The sequence below is a fragment of the Turicibacter sp. HGF1 genome (assembly GCF_000191865.1).
Lineage (GTDB): Bacteria > Bacillota_I > Bacilli_A > MOL361 > Turicibacteraceae > Turicibacter > Turicibacter sanguinis.
Genome location: NZ_AEXQ01000076.1, coordinates 1 through 17,629, shown reverse-complemented (window position 1 = coordinate 17,629; position 17,629 = coordinate 1). Strand labels below are relative to the sequence as shown.

The following is a 17,629-nucleotide window of genomic DNA, read 5'->3' as shown; positions in this document are numbered from 1 at the left end:
AACAGGAATTTCATCCTGTTTCTTTTTATTTTATTTTTTAGGAAGTAACTTAAACGTACTAAAACGATCGGCTACAAAATAATCTTTTGCTACCTGTTGTAAATCCTCAATCGTTAATTTTTCTAAAATATCTAGAATCGTAAATAAATGAACACCATTAAAAGCATATTGTGTGAATTGGTTCGCAATAAATTCCACAGAATTTAAAGCGCTTAAAAAGCGGCCTACTTTTTTATTTTTGATCCGATTAAATTCATCTTCATTAAATGCCATGGTTGAAATACTCTCTAATTTTTCTCTTAAACTCGATGCTAATTCATCGGGATATCGAGTGTCTCCTCCAACAATAGAAAAACCAAAGGCCGATTCAAAGTTTGTTTCATAAGAGAATGTATCATTAATATAACCCTTGTCTAACATTTCTTCATAATAAGCAGAACTACTACCAAATATCAAATCAAAAATAATATCAACAGCTATTTCATTCTTTAATAAAACTTCACCTTGACGATCTTTTGTCACATCTTTAATTCCTAAAAAGACTTTTGGAGTCGTGACTTCCATTTCTAGGACACTTTCTTTTGTCACAGCATAATCAGGCTCTTCTGGATATTGGCGTGGAATCTCATCTGCTTTCACATATTCTTTAGCAGCTTGATTTTGACGCACTAACGTCATGATTTCTTCTGGATTAAAATCACCAATAACAAAGAGTAACATGTTCGAAGGATGATAAAAGGTATGATAACATTCATATAATAAATCCGCTGTAATCGGTTGGATAGAATCAACGGTTCCGGCGATATCAATCTTTACTGGGTGATCTTTGAATAGATTATTAATGATTCCATAATAAGCTCTAAAATCAGGGTTATCGTCATACATTTTTATTTCTTGTGCAATAATGCCTTTTTCTTTTTCAACCGTTTCTTCTGTAAAATAAGGAGTTTGAACAAAGTCAATTAATGTCGTTAAATTCTCTGATAATTCACTTGTACAAGAAAATAAATAACACGTTCTCGTAAATGAAGTAAAAGCATTTGACGAGGCACTATGTGCAGAGAATTTTTCAAAAACATCATAGTCTTGTTTTTCAAATAATTTATGTTCGAGGAAATGAGCAATTCCATCTGGAACACGTTTCATTTCTGATTGCCCAATCGGAACAAACTCATTATCAATTGAACCATATTTCGTAGTAAAGGTTGCAAAAGATTTATTAAAGCCTGGTTTGGGTAATAAATAAACTTTTAACCCATTTTCTAATTCTTCAAAATATAACTTTTCTTGTAATTGAGGGAACTCTTTAAATTCCATTATTCTGTCACCTCTTTCCCAGTTAAGAAGAAGATGGCATCTTCTTCGATTTTACTTGCAACACGCTTGATATCATCCACAGTAACAGCATTCACTTGATCAATCCACTCTTCAACGGTTAAAGGTTGGTCTAAAAGAGCATTTAAATTTTCGTGAGCCATCATCCCTGACGCTTGATCTAAAGATTCTAACTTAGAGTTAATTAATGATTTTTTAGCTAAATCCATTTCTTTATCTGTAAAATTACCATCAACCATATCCTTTAATTGTTGGCCGATAATCTCTAATGCTTTTTGATAATTTTGTGCTTCAATTCCTGAATAAACATACATTAAACCTTTATAGTTATCTAAACGAGAGGCACAGTAGTAACATAAAGAAGCTTTTTCTCGTACATTCATAAATAATTTTGAATGAGCATATCCTCCAAACATCCCATTAAACACTAATAATGGTAGATAGTCATCTTCTCCAATTCGGGTATGAGTTCGATAACCAATATTTAGTTTTCCTTGAGAGATATCTTGCTCTTCTTTCACCACTTCAATCTTTTTAATTTCTTTATCTTCGTGGTCAATTATTTGAGCATTTGTTGACTGAACATTGAATTGTAAATGTTGTTTAAAAGATTCATACACGGCTTGATGATCAATATCACCGACAACCATAATCGTTATTTGATCTTCTGTCAGCATTTTTTGATAAGTTTCTACTAAATCTTTTGCGTTAATTTTTTCTAAATCCTCGACATACCCGATAGAGGTAATGCTAAAACTTTCATCCTTACACATAATTTCAACGAGTTTTTGAAGAGAATAAGAAACTTTATCATCATAAATCGATTCAATATATTCCTTTAATAAACGTTTTTCAACTTCTACCACTTGATCTTTAAAGGCTCCGTCAACAAAACAAGGATGTAAAATGACCTCTTTTAATAAATCAATTCCTTGTTCGAGCAAATCTTCTGAATGACTTAAAAATTTTTCATTTGCTAATGAAAGGTAAAACTTAATATTATGTGTTTTTCCACGTTTTTCAACTGTCGCTGATAAAGAACCACCATATAAGGTTTCTAAATACGTATTTAATTCCTTTTTTGAAGGATATTTTTTCGTTGCAGAACGCATTACATATGGAAGTAACGAACGCTTCGTTACACTATCACGTTCAATCTCCGATTGAAACGAAACTGAAATAAGATTCGTTTTAAATTTATCACTTTTTATCGTTGTTAACTTATATCCTAAGTCATCAAATTGACGAACTTCCATAAATTCACCACCTCTAATTTATTAAATTAAGAATTACCTTAATTTCTTGCACATTAATTATAGGGTATTTTGAACATTAAATCAAAAAAATTCCATTTATTTTTATTAACGGTCTAAATCCCTATTAACAGTTTATTCAATAATCATCATTTAATCCGTGAAATGTTGTGTCACATAATAAGTCCTAATCCCCTCTTCATCTACAACATAAACCCCTACTCCAATTTGATGAAATTCATCATTCACCATATTAGCATAATGATTAGGAGAAGATTTCCATGCATCAAAAATAACTTGTGCTGTTGTTAATGGACTTTGAGAACGATAAATATTTTCACCACTAATATGCACTGCTATTTGAAATTGCTCTTGAAGCTGTGAAAAAGTTAGATGGCCATTATGATCAAAATATTGATACTCATACATATCTTTTGATTTAGCTCTTGCTGTGTCGGTTAACTCCTTACTTTTACTCAATGATTCAATTCCTAAACTTACACGCGTATCATTGACTAAGTCAATAATCTGTTGTTCCATACTTTCAACGAATTCCCCTGAAGCTGGTCTGACTTGGCTACTCTCCTCTTCTGAAGTAGAAAGAGGACTCTCATTTTTGGGTGACTCATTCCCTGTCTGCTGATTTTCACTATCTGTCTTTTCAACGGATTCATCTATTGAGGGCTTAGGAACCTCAGCTTCTTTAGGCGGTGCTACATCTTGATGAACTTCATTAAATTTTGGAATATCCTCTTTTTTTACTAACGTAATTGAAATGTCTTTAGGTAATAATAAGGCGACCGCCTCCTGCTGACATTGACATCCTGCCATCAAACAAAGTAAACCAATGATGAATAAAAATAGTTTTTATTTTTAATCAACCCCGTCACTTCCTTTTTTTATCCATTATTACTTATTTAATATCAGTTAGAAAACTTATTTTATACCTCTTTTTATTAAAATAAAAAGAACAATCCTATTCTTTCGGATTGTTCTTTTACTTAATTACGCTAATTCTAACGCAATTTCCATCATTTTTGTAAATGTATTTTGACGTTCTTCAGCCGTTGTTACTTCATGAGTTACTAATGAGTCAGACACCGTTAAAATACATAATGCATTCACGCCTGCGTAAGCTGCATTCATATATAAAGCGGCTGCTTCCATTTCAACACCCATAACTCCCATTTTAGCCCATTTTTTCCATGAATCTGCGTCTGCATCATAGAAAATATCAGAAGATAAAATATTTCCGACTTTAACATCAATTTCTTTTTCAGCTGCTACTTTGACCGCTTTACTTAATAATTCATAAGAAGCGATTGGAGCATAAGTCCCTGGTAAATTATATTGAGATGCATAGTTAGAATTTGTACAAGCACCCATTCCGATAATGACATCACGGATTTTTACATCTTCTTGAAGAGAACCACAAGAACCGATACGAATTAAATTTTTCACGCCGTAAAAATGAATTAATTCGTAAGAGTAAATCCCAATAGATGGGATTCCCATTCCTGATCCCATAACTGAGATTTTTTTCCCTTTATAAGTTCCAGTATATCCAAACATATTACGAACTGTATTAAATTGCACAACATCTTCTAAGAAATTGTCTGCAATATATTTTGCACGTAATGGATCTCCTGGTAATAAGACTGTTTCTGCGATAATTCCTTGTTCTGTACAACCAATGTGTGGTGTTGGAATTGCCATTTTATTCACTCCTCTTAAATCACTAATATGCTGTTGTATTTTCTTTTCCTTGAACTAATGAAACACCACCAGATGTTCCAATACGGTTTGCTCCGGCTTCAACCATCACTTTCATATCCTCAGCGGTACGGACACCTCCTGAAGCTTTAACCCCAACTGATTCTCCTACTGTTTGACGCATTAAAGCAACGTCAGCTGCTGTGGCTCCACCTGTTGAGAATCCAGTTGATGTTTTAACAAAATGAGCTCCTGCTTTAACAGCCATTTCACAAGCTTTTACTTTTTCTTCATCTGTTAATAAGCATGTTTCGATAATAACTTTTACTAAGACACCGTTTGCAGCCTCTACAACCGCCTTAATATCTTCATACACTAATTCCCAATTTTGATCTTTTGCAGCCCCTACATTGATAACCATATCAATTTCAGATGCCCCGTTTTCAATTGCTAATTTTGTTTCGTATGCTTTTACTTCTTTGAATGTTGCTCCTAATGGAAATCCAATCACTGTACAAACTTTAACGTCTGTTCCTTTTAACTCATTAGCACAAGTTGCGACCCAAGTTGGATTCACACATACTGAAGCAAAATTGAATTGTTTTGCCTCTTCACATAATGTTAAAATTTGAGCTTTCGTTGTTTCAGGTTTTAAAATCGTGTGATCAATATACTTATTCACTTCCATTGAAATCCTCCTCGAGACAGATTAAATCCTAATGATTTATTTGCCTTTATTAGTATATCTGAAGTTATGAATGTTATATCAGTAATTCATTAGGAACATTCTAAAAAATCAGAATTTAAGTGTTTTCAGTGAAGAAATTATCCAGATTCTTCAACTAACTCACTCTCAATTCTACCAAAAAATGACCACTTTTAAAATCTTTTTATTAGTATTTTGTCGAATTAAGCAGACTTTTTTATCTCAATCCAAGTGTTTTTCCTTAATTGAATATAAATAACGTGAAAAAGTCCGGATCATTAAAAAGACAGGAAGTGCAAAAAATACACCTTGAAAGCCCATAATAGTCGCAGCAACCACCATAATCATCATAATTAATAAAGGATGCATATCAAGGTTGCGACCAATAATGAAAGGCTGTAAAAAATTCGCTTCTATACACTGTAAAATGGCTAAAATAATAATTACAATAATCACTTTATTCCAAGAAATTGATAACGCAAAGACGACAACCGGAATAGCCCCAATAAATGGCCCAATAAACGGAATAAAGTCCGTTAAGCCAATTAAAACGCCAAATAATAAAGCATAATCAATTCCTGCAATCATCAACAGAATGGTTGCAATAATTGACAACGTCACCATAATTAAAAAGACCCCACGAATATATGAACCCAAGGATTCATCTAACAACCCAGCGATTGAGACTGCATGATGTCGAAATCGCCTTGGTACAATTTTTAATAACCCGTGCATCATTTTCTCAAAGTCTTTTAAAAAATAAAATAACGCAATTGGAACAATAATGATATTAACTAATGAGCCAATAATTGAAAAAATCATATTGAAGGTCCATCCTGTAATTTCACGCATATGAGTCGTCAAGGTGCTCATCCAGCTACTATAATCTCCTAAAAAATACTGACTGACATTAAGATTAAACTTCTGATCAAAAATCATAATTTGTGTTTGAATAGCCTCTAAATAAGTAGGCAAATTCATGACTAAATCATGTAACTCTCTTAAAATTGTTGGCAAAAACCATGAAATGACACCGTATAAACTTCCAAAAATAAAAAGATAAAATAAAAAAACGGATAAAACCCTTGGAAGCCGAAGTCGATCAATGCAAAGAATGAGAGGATGAATAACATAGGCTAATAAAAAGGCAATTAAAAATGGAAATAAACTCGACCAAATATCTGAAAGAATATTTCCCCAAATAGGAGAAGTTTGAACAAATAAAAAAACAATGCTTAATAACATTAAGACCACTAATGTATACATCCCAAATTTTATAATTTTTGCATATTTTGAAAAAAATTCTTCCATGTCTCTCACCTCGTTAAGTTCAGCTAGTCGTATCATAAAATTATTCTATGTCTTTATATTATAGGTGTCTAAGTTTTGATTATGCCTCTCCTTTTTATTTTTAAAAAAATAAAAACAGGCTATAGCTTAAGCTATAACCTGTTTTTGATTTTTAAAGCCCTTCATCTTTACTATTTGATGACTTAATAAAAATTGACTGACTCCTAAGATAAACTGGCTAAGTCCTAATGCAAGATAAGGACCAAAAACAAAATGGACGTAATACGATAAGAAAACTGTCAAGAGCGAGGTAAAAGCAATATATGAATATTTAACATACGGGCGACTTGCAAGATTTTCACACCGTGCGATTAAGAAAATCGGACAAATCAAAAGTCCCCCATTTAACATAAATAATAATAAAATCCAATACTCAAAATGAGCCATTTGCATAAATAAAGCACCTAACAAAGTATAAGTCCCAATATAAAGAACAAACACCTTATAATCTAGAATTTGACGCTTCATCAAAAATAGCGCACAAATGATAAGGGGAAGAATTAAAGTTCCCGCTAACGATCCTTCAAATAATCCTGCTAAAACAGTTTGAAGGGAATGAAACTTTAAAATAAATTCATCATAAGTTAAGGTAAGCGGTCCGTTAACAGCACTCATAAAAGGTGAACTAAACATCGGTGGGGTTTGTAAAATTCCTAAATTTTGATTAATGGAGATGCTTCCCCATACCCCAACTAAATAACCAATTAATACAGGGTGTACGAGATATAAATTTCCTTTCGGTTTAATCATTGAAGAGACTAAAATTATTAAAAGACTTGCCATACAAAAAGCGGTAACCGGGGCGTCTAAGGATAACATTAAAATCAATATCATAACAAATAATAATGAGGGACGTTCAATTAAGCTCTTTACGCCTTGTTTTAATGTCAAAAGACGATGATTCGATAAAGAAGCTAAACTATAGTCTACCACCGTTGCAAATCCTAAAATAACCATTAATTTAGTCAAATGAATTTTAAAAATTTCAATGGCAATGGTTGATCCTAAATGACCAATGGTTGAATAATAACCATATTCAACAAATAATCCCATCAAAATGAGTAAGCTAGCAACTAAATAAAGAATTTTAATTTGTTTTTTTTCATTAATAGTTAATCTTAAAGGATGGTTTAATCGTCGCTTAATGGCTAATTTAATCTTTTTCATGTCGTTTCTCCTCAATCTTAAAAAGTAATTCTATTCTATCATGAGATAAATCATTTTGGGATAGCTATCTTTCTAAATATTCAAAAAAAAATTAGCAAAGCGCTAATTTTTTCCTTATTTATACTCATCTTTTAAGTCTTCTTCTGAAATTTGATATAAGTTAACATGACAATATCCCATTGGATTTTTGGTCAAATAGTCTTGATGATAACGCTCTGCCTGATAAAAGGGGCTCTCTTTTTTTACTTCTACCACAATAGGAGATGCATAATTAGGTTGTATCTTTTGAATAAATCTTTCTATAACCGGACGCAAAGCTTCATCGTCATAATAAATTCCTGTTCGATATTGAACGCCAACGTCCCCCCCTTGTTTATTCAATGAAGTGGGATCAATAATTTTAAATAAATGCTCAAGAAGTCGCTCTAATGAAATAACTTGCTCATCATAATAAATTTCACAGGCTTCCACATGATTCGTATTTTGGGCACAAACTTCTTCATAAGTTGGATTCATCGTGAAACCATCTGTATACCCGACACGTGTGGATAAAACACCTTTTAATCGCTTAAAATAAGCTTCGACTCCCCAAAAACAGCCCCCCGCTAAAATGATTTTCTTCATTATTATTTTCCCCCTTTGCTTAAGCTTGATCCCCTTTACGCTTAACTTTAATTGATTTGGTTAACTCATTGATGACATAACTAGCTGCGATTAATCCCGCTACACTTGGAACAAAGGCATTCGAAGCAGGTGGTAATTGTTGTTTACGAACTTCACTATCTTCTTTTCCAACAATTTTAAGAGTATCCTCTCGTCCAATAATTGGTCGCTCTGTCGAATAAATAACTGGAATTTTACCACTTACTTTTTCTTTTTTTAATTTAGTACGAATCACTTTAGCCACTGGATCATAAGACGTCTTCTGCAAGTCTGTGATTTCAAATTTAGTTGGATCTAATTTATTAGCGGCTCCCATTGAAGAAATAAATTTAATATTTCGTTTTAAACATTCTTTAATTAAATGAATTTTATAGCTAATTGTATCTGAAGCATCTACAATAAAATCAATGTGATGATCAAATAATAAGGAAGCCGTTTCTTCTGTATAAAACATATGCATTTGAATCACCTTACATGCTGGATTAATTTCCGCAATACGCTCAGCCATCACCTCAACTTTTTTACGTCCTACCGTCTTATGAGTCGCATGAATTTGACGATTTACATTCGTGATATCTACCACATCTTTATCAATTAAAATTAACGTTCCCACACCTGTACGTGCTAATGCCTCCACGGCAAACGAACCGACACCACCAATTCCGAGCACGGCAACCGTACTATTTTTTAAGATTTCTGTTCCTTCAGGTCCATAAACTAATTCATTTCTAGAAAATTGATGTAACATCTCGTCTTGCTCCTTACTCTTTCTAATTATTTAACTGCTTTGATTATACCGTTATTCTCTCTAAATTACCACGATGACTCACTTTTTTTAGGCTATTTTTTAAAATTTAGTATGAAATCTAAAATACTGGCTATAATAATAGTGTCAAATGAAATGTCATTCGGCAGTAAGTATTTGTTGGTGATTAATATACCTCATTTCCTCGGATTTTAGTTGGTATCCAACATCAAGTTACTGTCACGTAGATGATGTAGTTTAGTTGTTTTATGATGAGTGACCTCTTTCATTTGATAGATGCATATGATTTCATTTTCGTCAGTAGATGTAAAAAATAATATGCGTCTAAATCCCCTGAATTGTGCGTATGGTGATTAGTTGTGAAATCCGAACATTTCTGATAAGGGAATCCGGAGTTCTGATATTGTGTTGAATGCCTAACCATTTTGTTAGGAATCCTAATATATCAGACAGGATACCCACCTGCTCTCGAGCGGGTTTATTATCCTAACACTTACGGCAATTTGGGTTATTTAAGATGACACGGATAGCAATATCCGTGTTTTTTTATTTTATCTCAATTTATTTATTGCACTTTATCGCTTAACATGATAAAATCTAATTCCAAACTGAACCGTCAGATGATTTTTCATTTAAAATAATACACTTCTTATACCACATTTTAAACTCTATCTAGTCCATAAGGACCCTAACCCTTCAGATTAAGATAGATTTTGCCTTGACGGTCACTTTGGGCTAAAAACAAAAAGAATTTAGTTTAGATATAAATGAGATGAGTTAAATTGACCTTGCAATCTATCCAATATCATGTTAAAATTTACTCATCTTCTGAGATATGCGTAAGGTGATTAGTTCTTTAAATCCGAACATTTCTGATTAGGGAATCCGATTCGCTAGTGTGGTGTTGAATGCCTAGCTTTTATCACCTAGGACTCCTAAAACACTAGATACGATGCCCACCTGCTATTTTAGCGGGTTTATATCCTAACACCTACGGTATTTTGGATAAACACGAATCAATATGATTCGTGTTTTTTTTATTTATATAAATAAAAAGGATGCGGTGTGAGAACCTCATCCTTTTTTATGGCATTAAAACATTTTCTAAACGTACCGTTCCATTTTCCTTGATCACACGATATAACGTATCGTTCATTAAATCAATCCCTGATTCAAATAAACTTCCATAAGTATTAATAAATTTTTCATCAATGCGATGTAAATAAACATAATCATACTCATTTAACCTCGATGCCCATTCCGAAACGGATAAATTACAAGTGTATAAATCAGTATCTGAATAAGGGTCACCTAAACTATACTCATATGTATTAATGTGAATTGGCGTTAAAATATAACGTGATGTTAAATGACCATGACGATTATTTTGCGTAATAAGGTAAACACGGTCAGTAGGATTAACCACCTCTAATAGTTTTTCCATTTCATAATAATCCCATCTTGTTTCAACACTTTGATCAATATAATAAGGGGCTAAAATGGTACTATTTAATAGTGGTTTAATATTGATGAAAATTAAGCAAAAGACGACACAAGCTAATGGTAAATAAGGCTTAAACATCTTTGACTCATCAGAATCAACACTCAACAACATATATACTAAGAAGATAAAGAATCCCGTTAAATAGGTTCCTAAATAGCGAGCGAGTGAGGCAAGACCTGTTGCTTCCCCTTCTGAATACGTAAATAAATAGACTGATAAGAGTGAAGCTGCAAAAATGAGGCATCCCATAAAGATTAAACGAATGGCCCATTTTATTCTAATTTGATATTTTTTGTTTGTTAAATAAACTAAACTTGCACCTAATAAGGCAAAAATAAATAAACACCCTATAAAGTTAATATCAATCATAAAGCCAGTGATTTTATCAGTAAATAAGGCATTAAAGAAATTAATCATCGTTTGTTTACGATACACAGGTTGATCATCGGCATAAAGATTTAATACTTTTTGTAAGGTTACACCAGGTTCTCCCCAGTAACTCCCTGTTTGACAAATCTTTAAGTACCAACTCCATGAGTACTTCGCAAATAAAATAGTGATTAAAGGCAAAATAAGCATCACTTTATTCACATAACGATTTTGCTTCATAAACGATTTAACCTCTAGGCGATTTAAAATTAAATCTGGCAGAATAATAACAAGTGAAATGGCAGCTAAACCAAATCCCGTTTCTTTAGTTAAGATGAGTGTAGCGAAAGCTAAGCTTAAATTCAATAAATTAAATTTAGACATGGGCTGACTAAAGTAACTATATAAGATATATCCAAAAATCACACCTAGTGTAGCATCAACATAAATCGTATGATAGAACTCATAATAAAAAGCGAGTGGAACCACAAGTACCGTAAAAGCTAACATTAAAAATTTCTTTGGTTCTTTCCAAGTGGTAAACTTTAAAATAGGAATCAATAACGCGATATTAAAAACATTGATGGCCCGATATAAATTTCCTTCAATAAATACCCCAGATAGTTTTTGTAAGAAATATTGGAATAAGGCAATCGCCGGTGGATAAGATTTAAACGTTGTCGTAGCAATGGATTGATTTCCAAGAACATCAAGTGCAAACATATTCTTTACCGTTAATCCCCAATGTGAAAACTCATCCCATTGTGTTAATAAACGACCCCGATGAGCCCACCAAATAAACCCAAAGAATAGTACAAAAAATAGTAAACCTGGTGTTAGAGAACGCATGAAAAACTCTTTTTTATCTTTCCAAACAAAATAAAGACTGAATCCAATCGCTAAAATAGTCAATCCGATCACCGCATAATATCCAACCTTTAATGAACCCAAAATTGAGCAAACATACATTAATAACGTCATGGATAAGACCGTTATCGGTAACACTTCTTCAAAACGCTTTTTAAAGAAGCCGCTATAACTAACTGTAATAGCTAATAAAATGAATAGAAATAAAACTAAATACATATGCGTTTATTTCCTCCTTCATTTTCCACTTCACGCTTAAAGACCCATTCACGTTGGATTTGGAAGCTTAATAAGAATAATAAGACATCCACGATTAATTTTAAACCAACTTCATTCATTTCAGACACTTTAAATAAATAAGTCACCCCAACACCAGAAATCAACATTTGAATGATGCATAAACAATAGTACTTGATAGCAGTTGAAATAGAATTTTCTTTTAAATTAAACACGGTATTTTTATTAACCATGAAATTCGCAACAGACGAAACGATACGTGCTAATACCGTTGCAATCATAATATAATTAAGTCCTGACATGCCTTTTAAAATCGAGATGAATAAGGTAAAAAATGAAATATCAATAATAAAAGAGGCAAATGAAGATAAGATAAATTTTAAAAATACCGAATATATTTTTAATGAATCAACTAACGGATTAAAATGAGAAGACTTATTCTCTTCTAAATAAATCGTTTGAATCGGAACCTCTGTAATACGAACTTGATTTTGTTTTGAATCAATTAACATATTCATTTCAAACTCAAAACGTTCACCCGACACATTCATCAATGTTTTTAAGTAGTTACGAGGGATAGCACGTAATCCTGTTTGTGTATCGGTCACTTTGACCCCACATAAAAATTTAAAAACATGACGTGTCATAATATTTCCAAAGCGACTTCTAAACGGAATATTGGCTGCATCAAAGTCACGACACCCCATAATTAAATCTGTCGGATGCTCCATCAAAGTATTTGAACATTTGATAATGTCCTCAAGACTATGCTGACCATCGGCATCTACGGTTACAACCCCAACGAGATTTGGAAACGTATTTAAAATATAATTAAATGCCGTTTTTAAAGCACGCCCTTTTCCTAAATTGACATGATGTCGTAACACATGACAATGATACACGTTTTTTGCTTCTTCAAAATACGAATCAAATGTTTCAACACTTCCATCATTCACAACTATAATATGTTCAAATTCATTTGACCTTAAATTTTTAATAAGATTTAGCATTTTCTCATCCGGATTTAAACACGGAATAAGGATCGCTACCTGATTAAATGGCTTCACTAATAAATCCCCTTTTCTGTTCCTAATTTTATTTTAAGTCCTCTTATATAAGAACCGATAAGTTTTGTGGATTTCAAAACCTTTAGTGGTTCTATAGTTATACCTTAGTATCACAACGGCTTAAATACTAAGACTGCTTCTATAAAACTATAGATGACATTTCGGTTTATATACGGACTAAAAGTTATACTCAACGTCTTGTCGATAATTGTACTTCTTGCCTTTTAATTATAAAATATTCCGTAATAGATGGAAACATTTTTTCATAAAAATCCTTCTTTAGGAATTATTTTACAAAAAAAGGGAGCTAAGGCTCCCTTTTAATTTACTGTGCGAAATAATCATCTTTTAAGATTTCTTGTCCAATTTCAAACATTTCAAGAACTTTATTATTCATCGAATTAATATAAGCCTCTGTTCCAATTTCATCGTAAGACTCCGTATAGCCAGACCAAATATTATTTCTTGCATGTTCTGTGATCCATCCATAGTTTGAGAAGACAACTAATGACTCATCATCAGAGAATGCATCAACACCAAAGGCATGATAGTAATCATAATTTAAATTAAATAAATTAGCCACGGTTGGTGCAACATCAAATGAACTCATAAGCTTGCTGACTGTCTGAGGTTCCATGCCTGGCGTCCACATAATAAGTGGGACTTTATGAAGTTCCTGCCAATTCCACGCATTCGTATCATCATATGCCCAAATTTTATCATGATGGATTGGGTAAGGATAATGATCACCAAAGATGATAATCACAGTATCCTCTAATTCTCCTGCCTCTTCTAATCGATTAATTAAATACGCCATCGATTCATCAAATGCATTTTGTGCCGCATAATAATAAACAATTTCTTCATCTGCGCCTTCTTTGACAAACGGACGCACATAGTCATAATTAGCTGCAAGCTCTGTTCGTTGAGTCGTATAAGGCGTATGACCATTCGTTGTTAATATGTAACTAAAGAATTTCTCTTGTTGCAAGAAAATATCAGCAGAAGCTTTCATTAAATCTGTATCACTTGGCCAATTGACCATGTACTCCCACTCGTCTAAAAACGCTAGCCCAAGTGCTTTTTGATCATAGAATGTTTCATACCCAAGAGCGCGATGATAATTAAAGCGATTATAGAAATCTCCTGTATTGGAGTGGAATGATTGTGCTGTATATCCTGCCTCTTTAAACCGATTCGCTAGCGTATTTGGGAAGGTATTATTCGCAAAATCATACGAGGTTGTTCCATAAGACATCGATGGAACTAATGACGTGTTCACCACGAACTCGGAATCACTTGTTGAGGCTTTATACGTTGGAGAATAGTAATTATCAAAATACAGTCCCTCTTGAATCATTTTATATAACGTCGGCGTCATATTTTCATCAATCGCTAAATTCGACAAACTTTCAGCCAAAACAAATACTACATTTTTACCTTCAAATAATCCTGTCATCTCATTTTCAACATGTTCATGGTTCATTTCTTCAAAATAGGCATCGATTTGTTCATAATCTGCCGCAATCTTAAACTTTTTCGAAATAAATCGTTGCGTGGTAATGCTCACATCTTGCTTCGTATAAGCAAATAGACCAAATCGTTCCATTGCACGTTCTTTATCAAATAAAGATTCATACAAATAGTTATCGTCTTTAAATTTATCTGATACTGAATCGGTTGTCTCAAATGTTATTTTGGTCACCCAGTTTAATCCAAATGCTATGACAAAGCAAACCACAACCGCCATATAATCAAACTTTTGACGCTTCATTTGACGTTTTAATAAAACTAAAATCAAAATAAACAACACAACCGGAATAAAGAACAAAGTATATTTCCATTCTAAAACACGGAAAATCTCTCCCTTAACCGTTCCAAGTTCTCCTAAATTAGTGGCTTGGGAAACTGAAAAAAAGGCTTTATAAAAATAATGATAAATGACTTGTCCAAGTCCAAGAATGGCAAATAAGATTGCTGTCAATCCATAATAAATTTGGCGTCCCATTCCTTTAAATAACAATCCGATAGCGGCAAAGCCACATGCATACGCTGTTGAAAATAAAATAGAACGTTTAACTAAAACATTCAATCCCGCTAAATAATGCAATAAAAGATCTACACTGACTAATGTCACAATATAAGCGAATACTATCACATAAGATTTAATCCATCCAAATTTCTTCATAAATTCCACCTCTTCGCTATTTCACCTCATATTATACCAAAATACAAAAAGCAGTCGCAAGTCGTTTTAAATTTTGACATCTTTTCATAACTTGACACAATTCGAAGAAAGGTACCAATGAAAAGCGATTTTATGATATAATAGCACAGAAAAATGATACTTATTTTGAATAAAGGGGGCTCCTATGCTTAAACGATATTTAAAAGAAGAAAAGTTTACGTTACTAAGCTTTTTGATTCTAACGCTTCTTATTTTTTCACCATATATATTACACCTTAAATCCTTCACCTTAGGATTTGACTATCAAAACCAACACCTTTATTTTTATGAGGAATTTCATCGTCTACTAAGCAGTGGAGAAGCTCCATTTTGGTCATGGAACTTATTTTTAGGAACTAATTTTATCGGTTCTAAAACCTACTACCTCCTAGGCGATCCATTTGCGTACCTAACACTTTTATTCCCCGCTTCAAAAATGATGGGAGCAGTCTTTTACATCACTCTTTTAAAACTATTTGTCGCACTCATTGGGGTAAGTGCTTTTTTGAAAGAAATGGGAATCAAATCACAAATGAGATTTATTCCATCCATCATGTACACTTTTTGTGGTTGGGGCTTTTTATTCGTTGAACATCCGATGTACCTAACATGGTTCGCTCTACTTCCCCTTATCTTTTTAGCCATTGAAAAGTATTTAAATAAAGGGCGTGTCAGTCTCGTTGTTTTCGCCTCTTTTATTTTACTCATTTCAAATTACTATTTATTCTGGTCATTATGTGTCTTCTTAGTCTTTTATTGGCCACTCAGATATTTCATGACCCATGAATTTAATATTAGAGCATTTATTCTATCCTCTTTAAAACTTGTCGCAGCCTTTATCTTAGGAGCTTGTATGACGCTCATTCTCATTTTACCAGCCGTCATTCATACAGCCCTTAATACACGATTAAATGAAGCAAGCGAAGGATTGTCTTTTTTATGGAGACCGATTAAAATCTACCTTGATATTATCATGCGTTCATTCTGTCCAAACTTTGATTCAACATGGGACAAAGCCCTTCTCTTTAACACTGATGATTACCGAACAAACCAATTAACGCTTTATTCTGGTGTTGTGACCTATCTCTTTGTCTTTTCGTACTTCTTAGATAAAACAAAGTATAAATTAAAAGAAAATTGGCTTTGGTTAAGTTTATATGGTATCTTAGGACTTCTATTAATGACACCTTATGGCGGGTCTTTGATGCATGGACTAAGTGAACCAACCTTCCGTTTTACAATCTTAATCATAATGGTCAATGTCATCATCGTTGCAAAATATTTAAATCATCGAGAATTTAAAAGACTTCCGTTAGTTTTGAGTAGTGTGATTATCATCGCACTTTTAATTGGATTAATCGTCATTGGGTCAAATAGTTATGAATATCTCCAAGAGCTTCAATTAAAAGAACTCTTCGTCATGAAAGTCACTATCGTACTTGTCATCGCCTACTTACTCATCCTTCTCTTCATCAAAAAATTCTCAATTAAAATAGCATCCATTGCGATACTTCTCATCCTAGAACTTGGGATTAGTGCCTCTATGACGCTTAATCGTTATCCTGATGGTAGCGAAGACTTCAGGCTAGGTGAAAAATATGACCAAGAAGCCTTTGATTATCTAGAAGAACTTGATTCAAGTTTGTATCGGACTTATACGCCTATCCGTGCAACGGATTACAGTATTTACCGAAACTTAAACTTACACTATGGATACAAAAGCGTTTCAACGTACGATAGCATGTACCAATTTACACTTAGCGATTTCCTTTCCCTAATTGGGGCCAATCCGACGTATTGGGGCTTCCATATTCTTGAATCAGAGACAGCTAAAATGCTTGGCGTTAAATATTATGTCATCTCACACGATGAACAAGATTTAATTGACAACTTGGATGAGCTAACACTACTAAAAACATTCGAACATGAATCCGTTTATTTGTATAACGACTACTTACCAATTGGGTTCACGTATTCAAACTATTTAAAACAATCGGATGCTTTAGCTATGTCACCATCTGAGATTGATTTTGTTAACACCTTAGTCCTTGAAGACGATGACTTTGAATCACTTTCACTTAAAAAGCAAAGTGATAAGCGTGACCTATTTGAACAAACCACATACTCGCAAAATAGGATTGATGGAACGATTACCATCACGTCTCCTGCTTACCTTTACTTCTCGATTCCATACGATAAAGGGTGGAACTTATCCGTAAACGGTGTAAAAACAAACTTTGATAAAGTACAAGGTGGATTTATTGGACTTCCTCTTGAAACAGGTCATTATAACATCACCTTAACCTATACACCACCAGGTTTTAAACTAGGAGCTATCCTAACAACCATCAGTACGCTAGGATTTATCACAATCCTAATCATAGAATTCAAAAAAAATGAACTCG

Annotated in this window: 13 protein-coding genes and 2 other RNA genes; 3 read left to right on the top strand and 12 right to left on the bottom strand. The window is 33.1% G+C overall.

Annotated features, from left to right (window positions below):
* Positions 1-30: 30 nt before the first annotated feature.
* The 9 genes from yfmH to HMPREF9402_RS07215 all read right to left on the bottom strand — a co-directional run bounded on the left by yfmH (position 31) and on the right by HMPREF9402_RS07215 (position 8,935).
* The gene (gene yfmH / locus HMPREF9402_RS07255; RefSeq protein WP_006784519.1) at positions 31-1,317 is read right to left on the bottom strand and encodes an EF-P 5-aminopentanol modification-associated protein YfmH; all 1,287 of its coding nucleotides are present in this window, start codon (positions 1,315-1,317) and stop codon (positions 31-33) included.
* Positions 1,317-2,591, bottom strand: a complete 1,275-nt coding sequence (gene yfmF, locus HMPREF9402_RS07250) for an EF-P 5-aminopentanol modification-associated protein YfmF (protein ID WP_006784518.1) — start codon at positions 2,589-2,591, stop codon at positions 1,317-1,319. Before yfmF ends, yfmH begins: the two co-directional genes overlap by 1 nt.
* 150 nt (positions 2,592-2,741) lie before the next feature.
* Complete coding sequence (locus tag HMPREF9402_RS07245; RefSeq protein ID WP_009606975.1) at positions 2,742-3,419, bottom strand: CAP domain-containing protein; 678 nt, start codon at positions 3,417-3,419, stop codon at positions 2,742-2,744.
* Positions 3,420-3,593: 174 nt separating this feature from the next.
* Positions 3,594-4,304 (bottom strand): purine-nucleoside phosphorylase, encoded by a 711-nt coding sequence (gene deoD / locus HMPREF9402_RS07240; RefSeq protein WP_009606972.1) that lies wholly within the window; start codon positions 4,302-4,304, stop codon positions 3,594-3,596.
* A 22-nt stretch (positions 4,305-4,326) separates the two neighbouring features.
* Positions 4,327-4,989, bottom strand: coding sequence for a deoxyribose-phosphate aldolase (gene deoC, locus HMPREF9402_RS07235; RefSeq protein ID WP_006784515.1), 663 nt, complete (start codon positions 4,987-4,989; stop codon positions 4,327-4,329).
* Positions 4,990-5,229: 240 nt separating this feature from the next.
* A complete protein-coding gene (locus HMPREF9402_RS07230) occupies positions 5,230-6,318 on the bottom strand; it encodes an AI-2E family transporter (RefSeq protein WP_006784514.1) in 1,089 nt (362 codons plus the stop codon).
* Between the two features lie 126 nt (positions 6,319-6,444).
* Positions 6,445-7,524 (bottom strand): RnfABCDGE type electron transport complex subunit D, encoded by a 1,080-nt coding sequence (locus HMPREF9402_RS07225; protein ID WP_009606973.1) that lies wholly within the window; start codon positions 7,522-7,524, stop codon positions 6,445-6,447.
* Positions 7,525-7,638: 114 nt separating this feature from the next.
* Positions 7,639-8,148 carry a peptide-methionine (S)-S-oxide reductase MsrA gene (msrA, locus tag HMPREF9402_RS07220; RefSeq protein ID WP_006784512.1) on the bottom strand — a complete coding sequence of 170 codons (510 nt, stop codon included), beginning with the start codon at positions 8,146-8,148 and terminating at the stop codon, positions 7,639-7,641.
* Between the two features lie 19 nt (positions 8,149-8,167).
* A complete protein-coding gene (locus HMPREF9402_RS07215) occupies positions 8,168-8,935 on the bottom strand; it encodes a tRNA threonylcarbamoyladenosine dehydratase (RefSeq protein ID WP_009606971.1) in 768 nt (255 codons plus the stop codon).
* Positions 8,936-9,280: 345 nt separating this feature from the next.
* On the opposite strand from HMPREF9402_RS07215, the gene ssrS (HMPREF9402_RS14160) reads away from it, so the two are divergent.
* Together ssrS (HMPREF9402_RS14160) and ssrS (HMPREF9402_RS14155) are read left to right on the top strand one after the other, a co-directional pair.
* A non-coding RNA gene (ssrS, locus tag HMPREF9402_RS14160) (6S RNA) lies at positions 9,281-9,467 on the top strand.
* Between the two features lie 308 nt (positions 9,468-9,775).
* Positions 9,776-9,965, top strand: a non-coding RNA gene (ssrS, locus tag HMPREF9402_RS14155) — 6S RNA.
* A 72-nt stretch (positions 9,966-10,037) separates the two neighbouring features.
* On the opposite strand, the gene HMPREF9402_RS07210 is transcribed toward ssrS (HMPREF9402_RS14155), so the two are convergent.
* From HMPREF9402_RS07210 to HMPREF9402_RS07200, 3 genes are all read right to left on the bottom strand, one after another.
* Positions 10,038-11,912, bottom strand: coding sequence for a hypothetical protein (locus tag HMPREF9402_RS07210; RefSeq protein WP_009606974.1), 1,875 nt, complete (start codon positions 11,910-11,912; stop codon positions 10,038-10,040).
* Positions 11,903-12,997 (bottom strand): bifunctional glycosyltransferase family 2/GtrA family protein, encoded by a 1,095-nt coding sequence (locus HMPREF9402_RS07205; protein WP_006785677.1) that lies wholly within the window; start codon positions 12,995-12,997, stop codon positions 11,903-11,905. Before HMPREF9402_RS07205 ends, HMPREF9402_RS07210 begins: the two co-directional genes overlap by 10 nt.
* Before the next feature lie 325 nt (positions 12,998-13,322).
* Complete coding sequence (locus tag HMPREF9402_RS07200) at positions 13,323-15,185, bottom strand: LTA synthase family protein (RefSeq protein WP_006785676.1); 1,863 nt, start codon at positions 15,183-15,185, stop codon at positions 13,323-13,325.
* Between the two features lie 184 nt (positions 15,186-15,369).
* Between HMPREF9402_RS07200 and HMPREF9402_RS07195 the strand changes: the two genes are divergently transcribed.
* Positions 15,370-17,629: YfhO family protein (locus HMPREF9402_RS07195; protein ID WP_009606970.1), on the top strand; the 2,260-nt coding region annotated here is incomplete at its 3' end.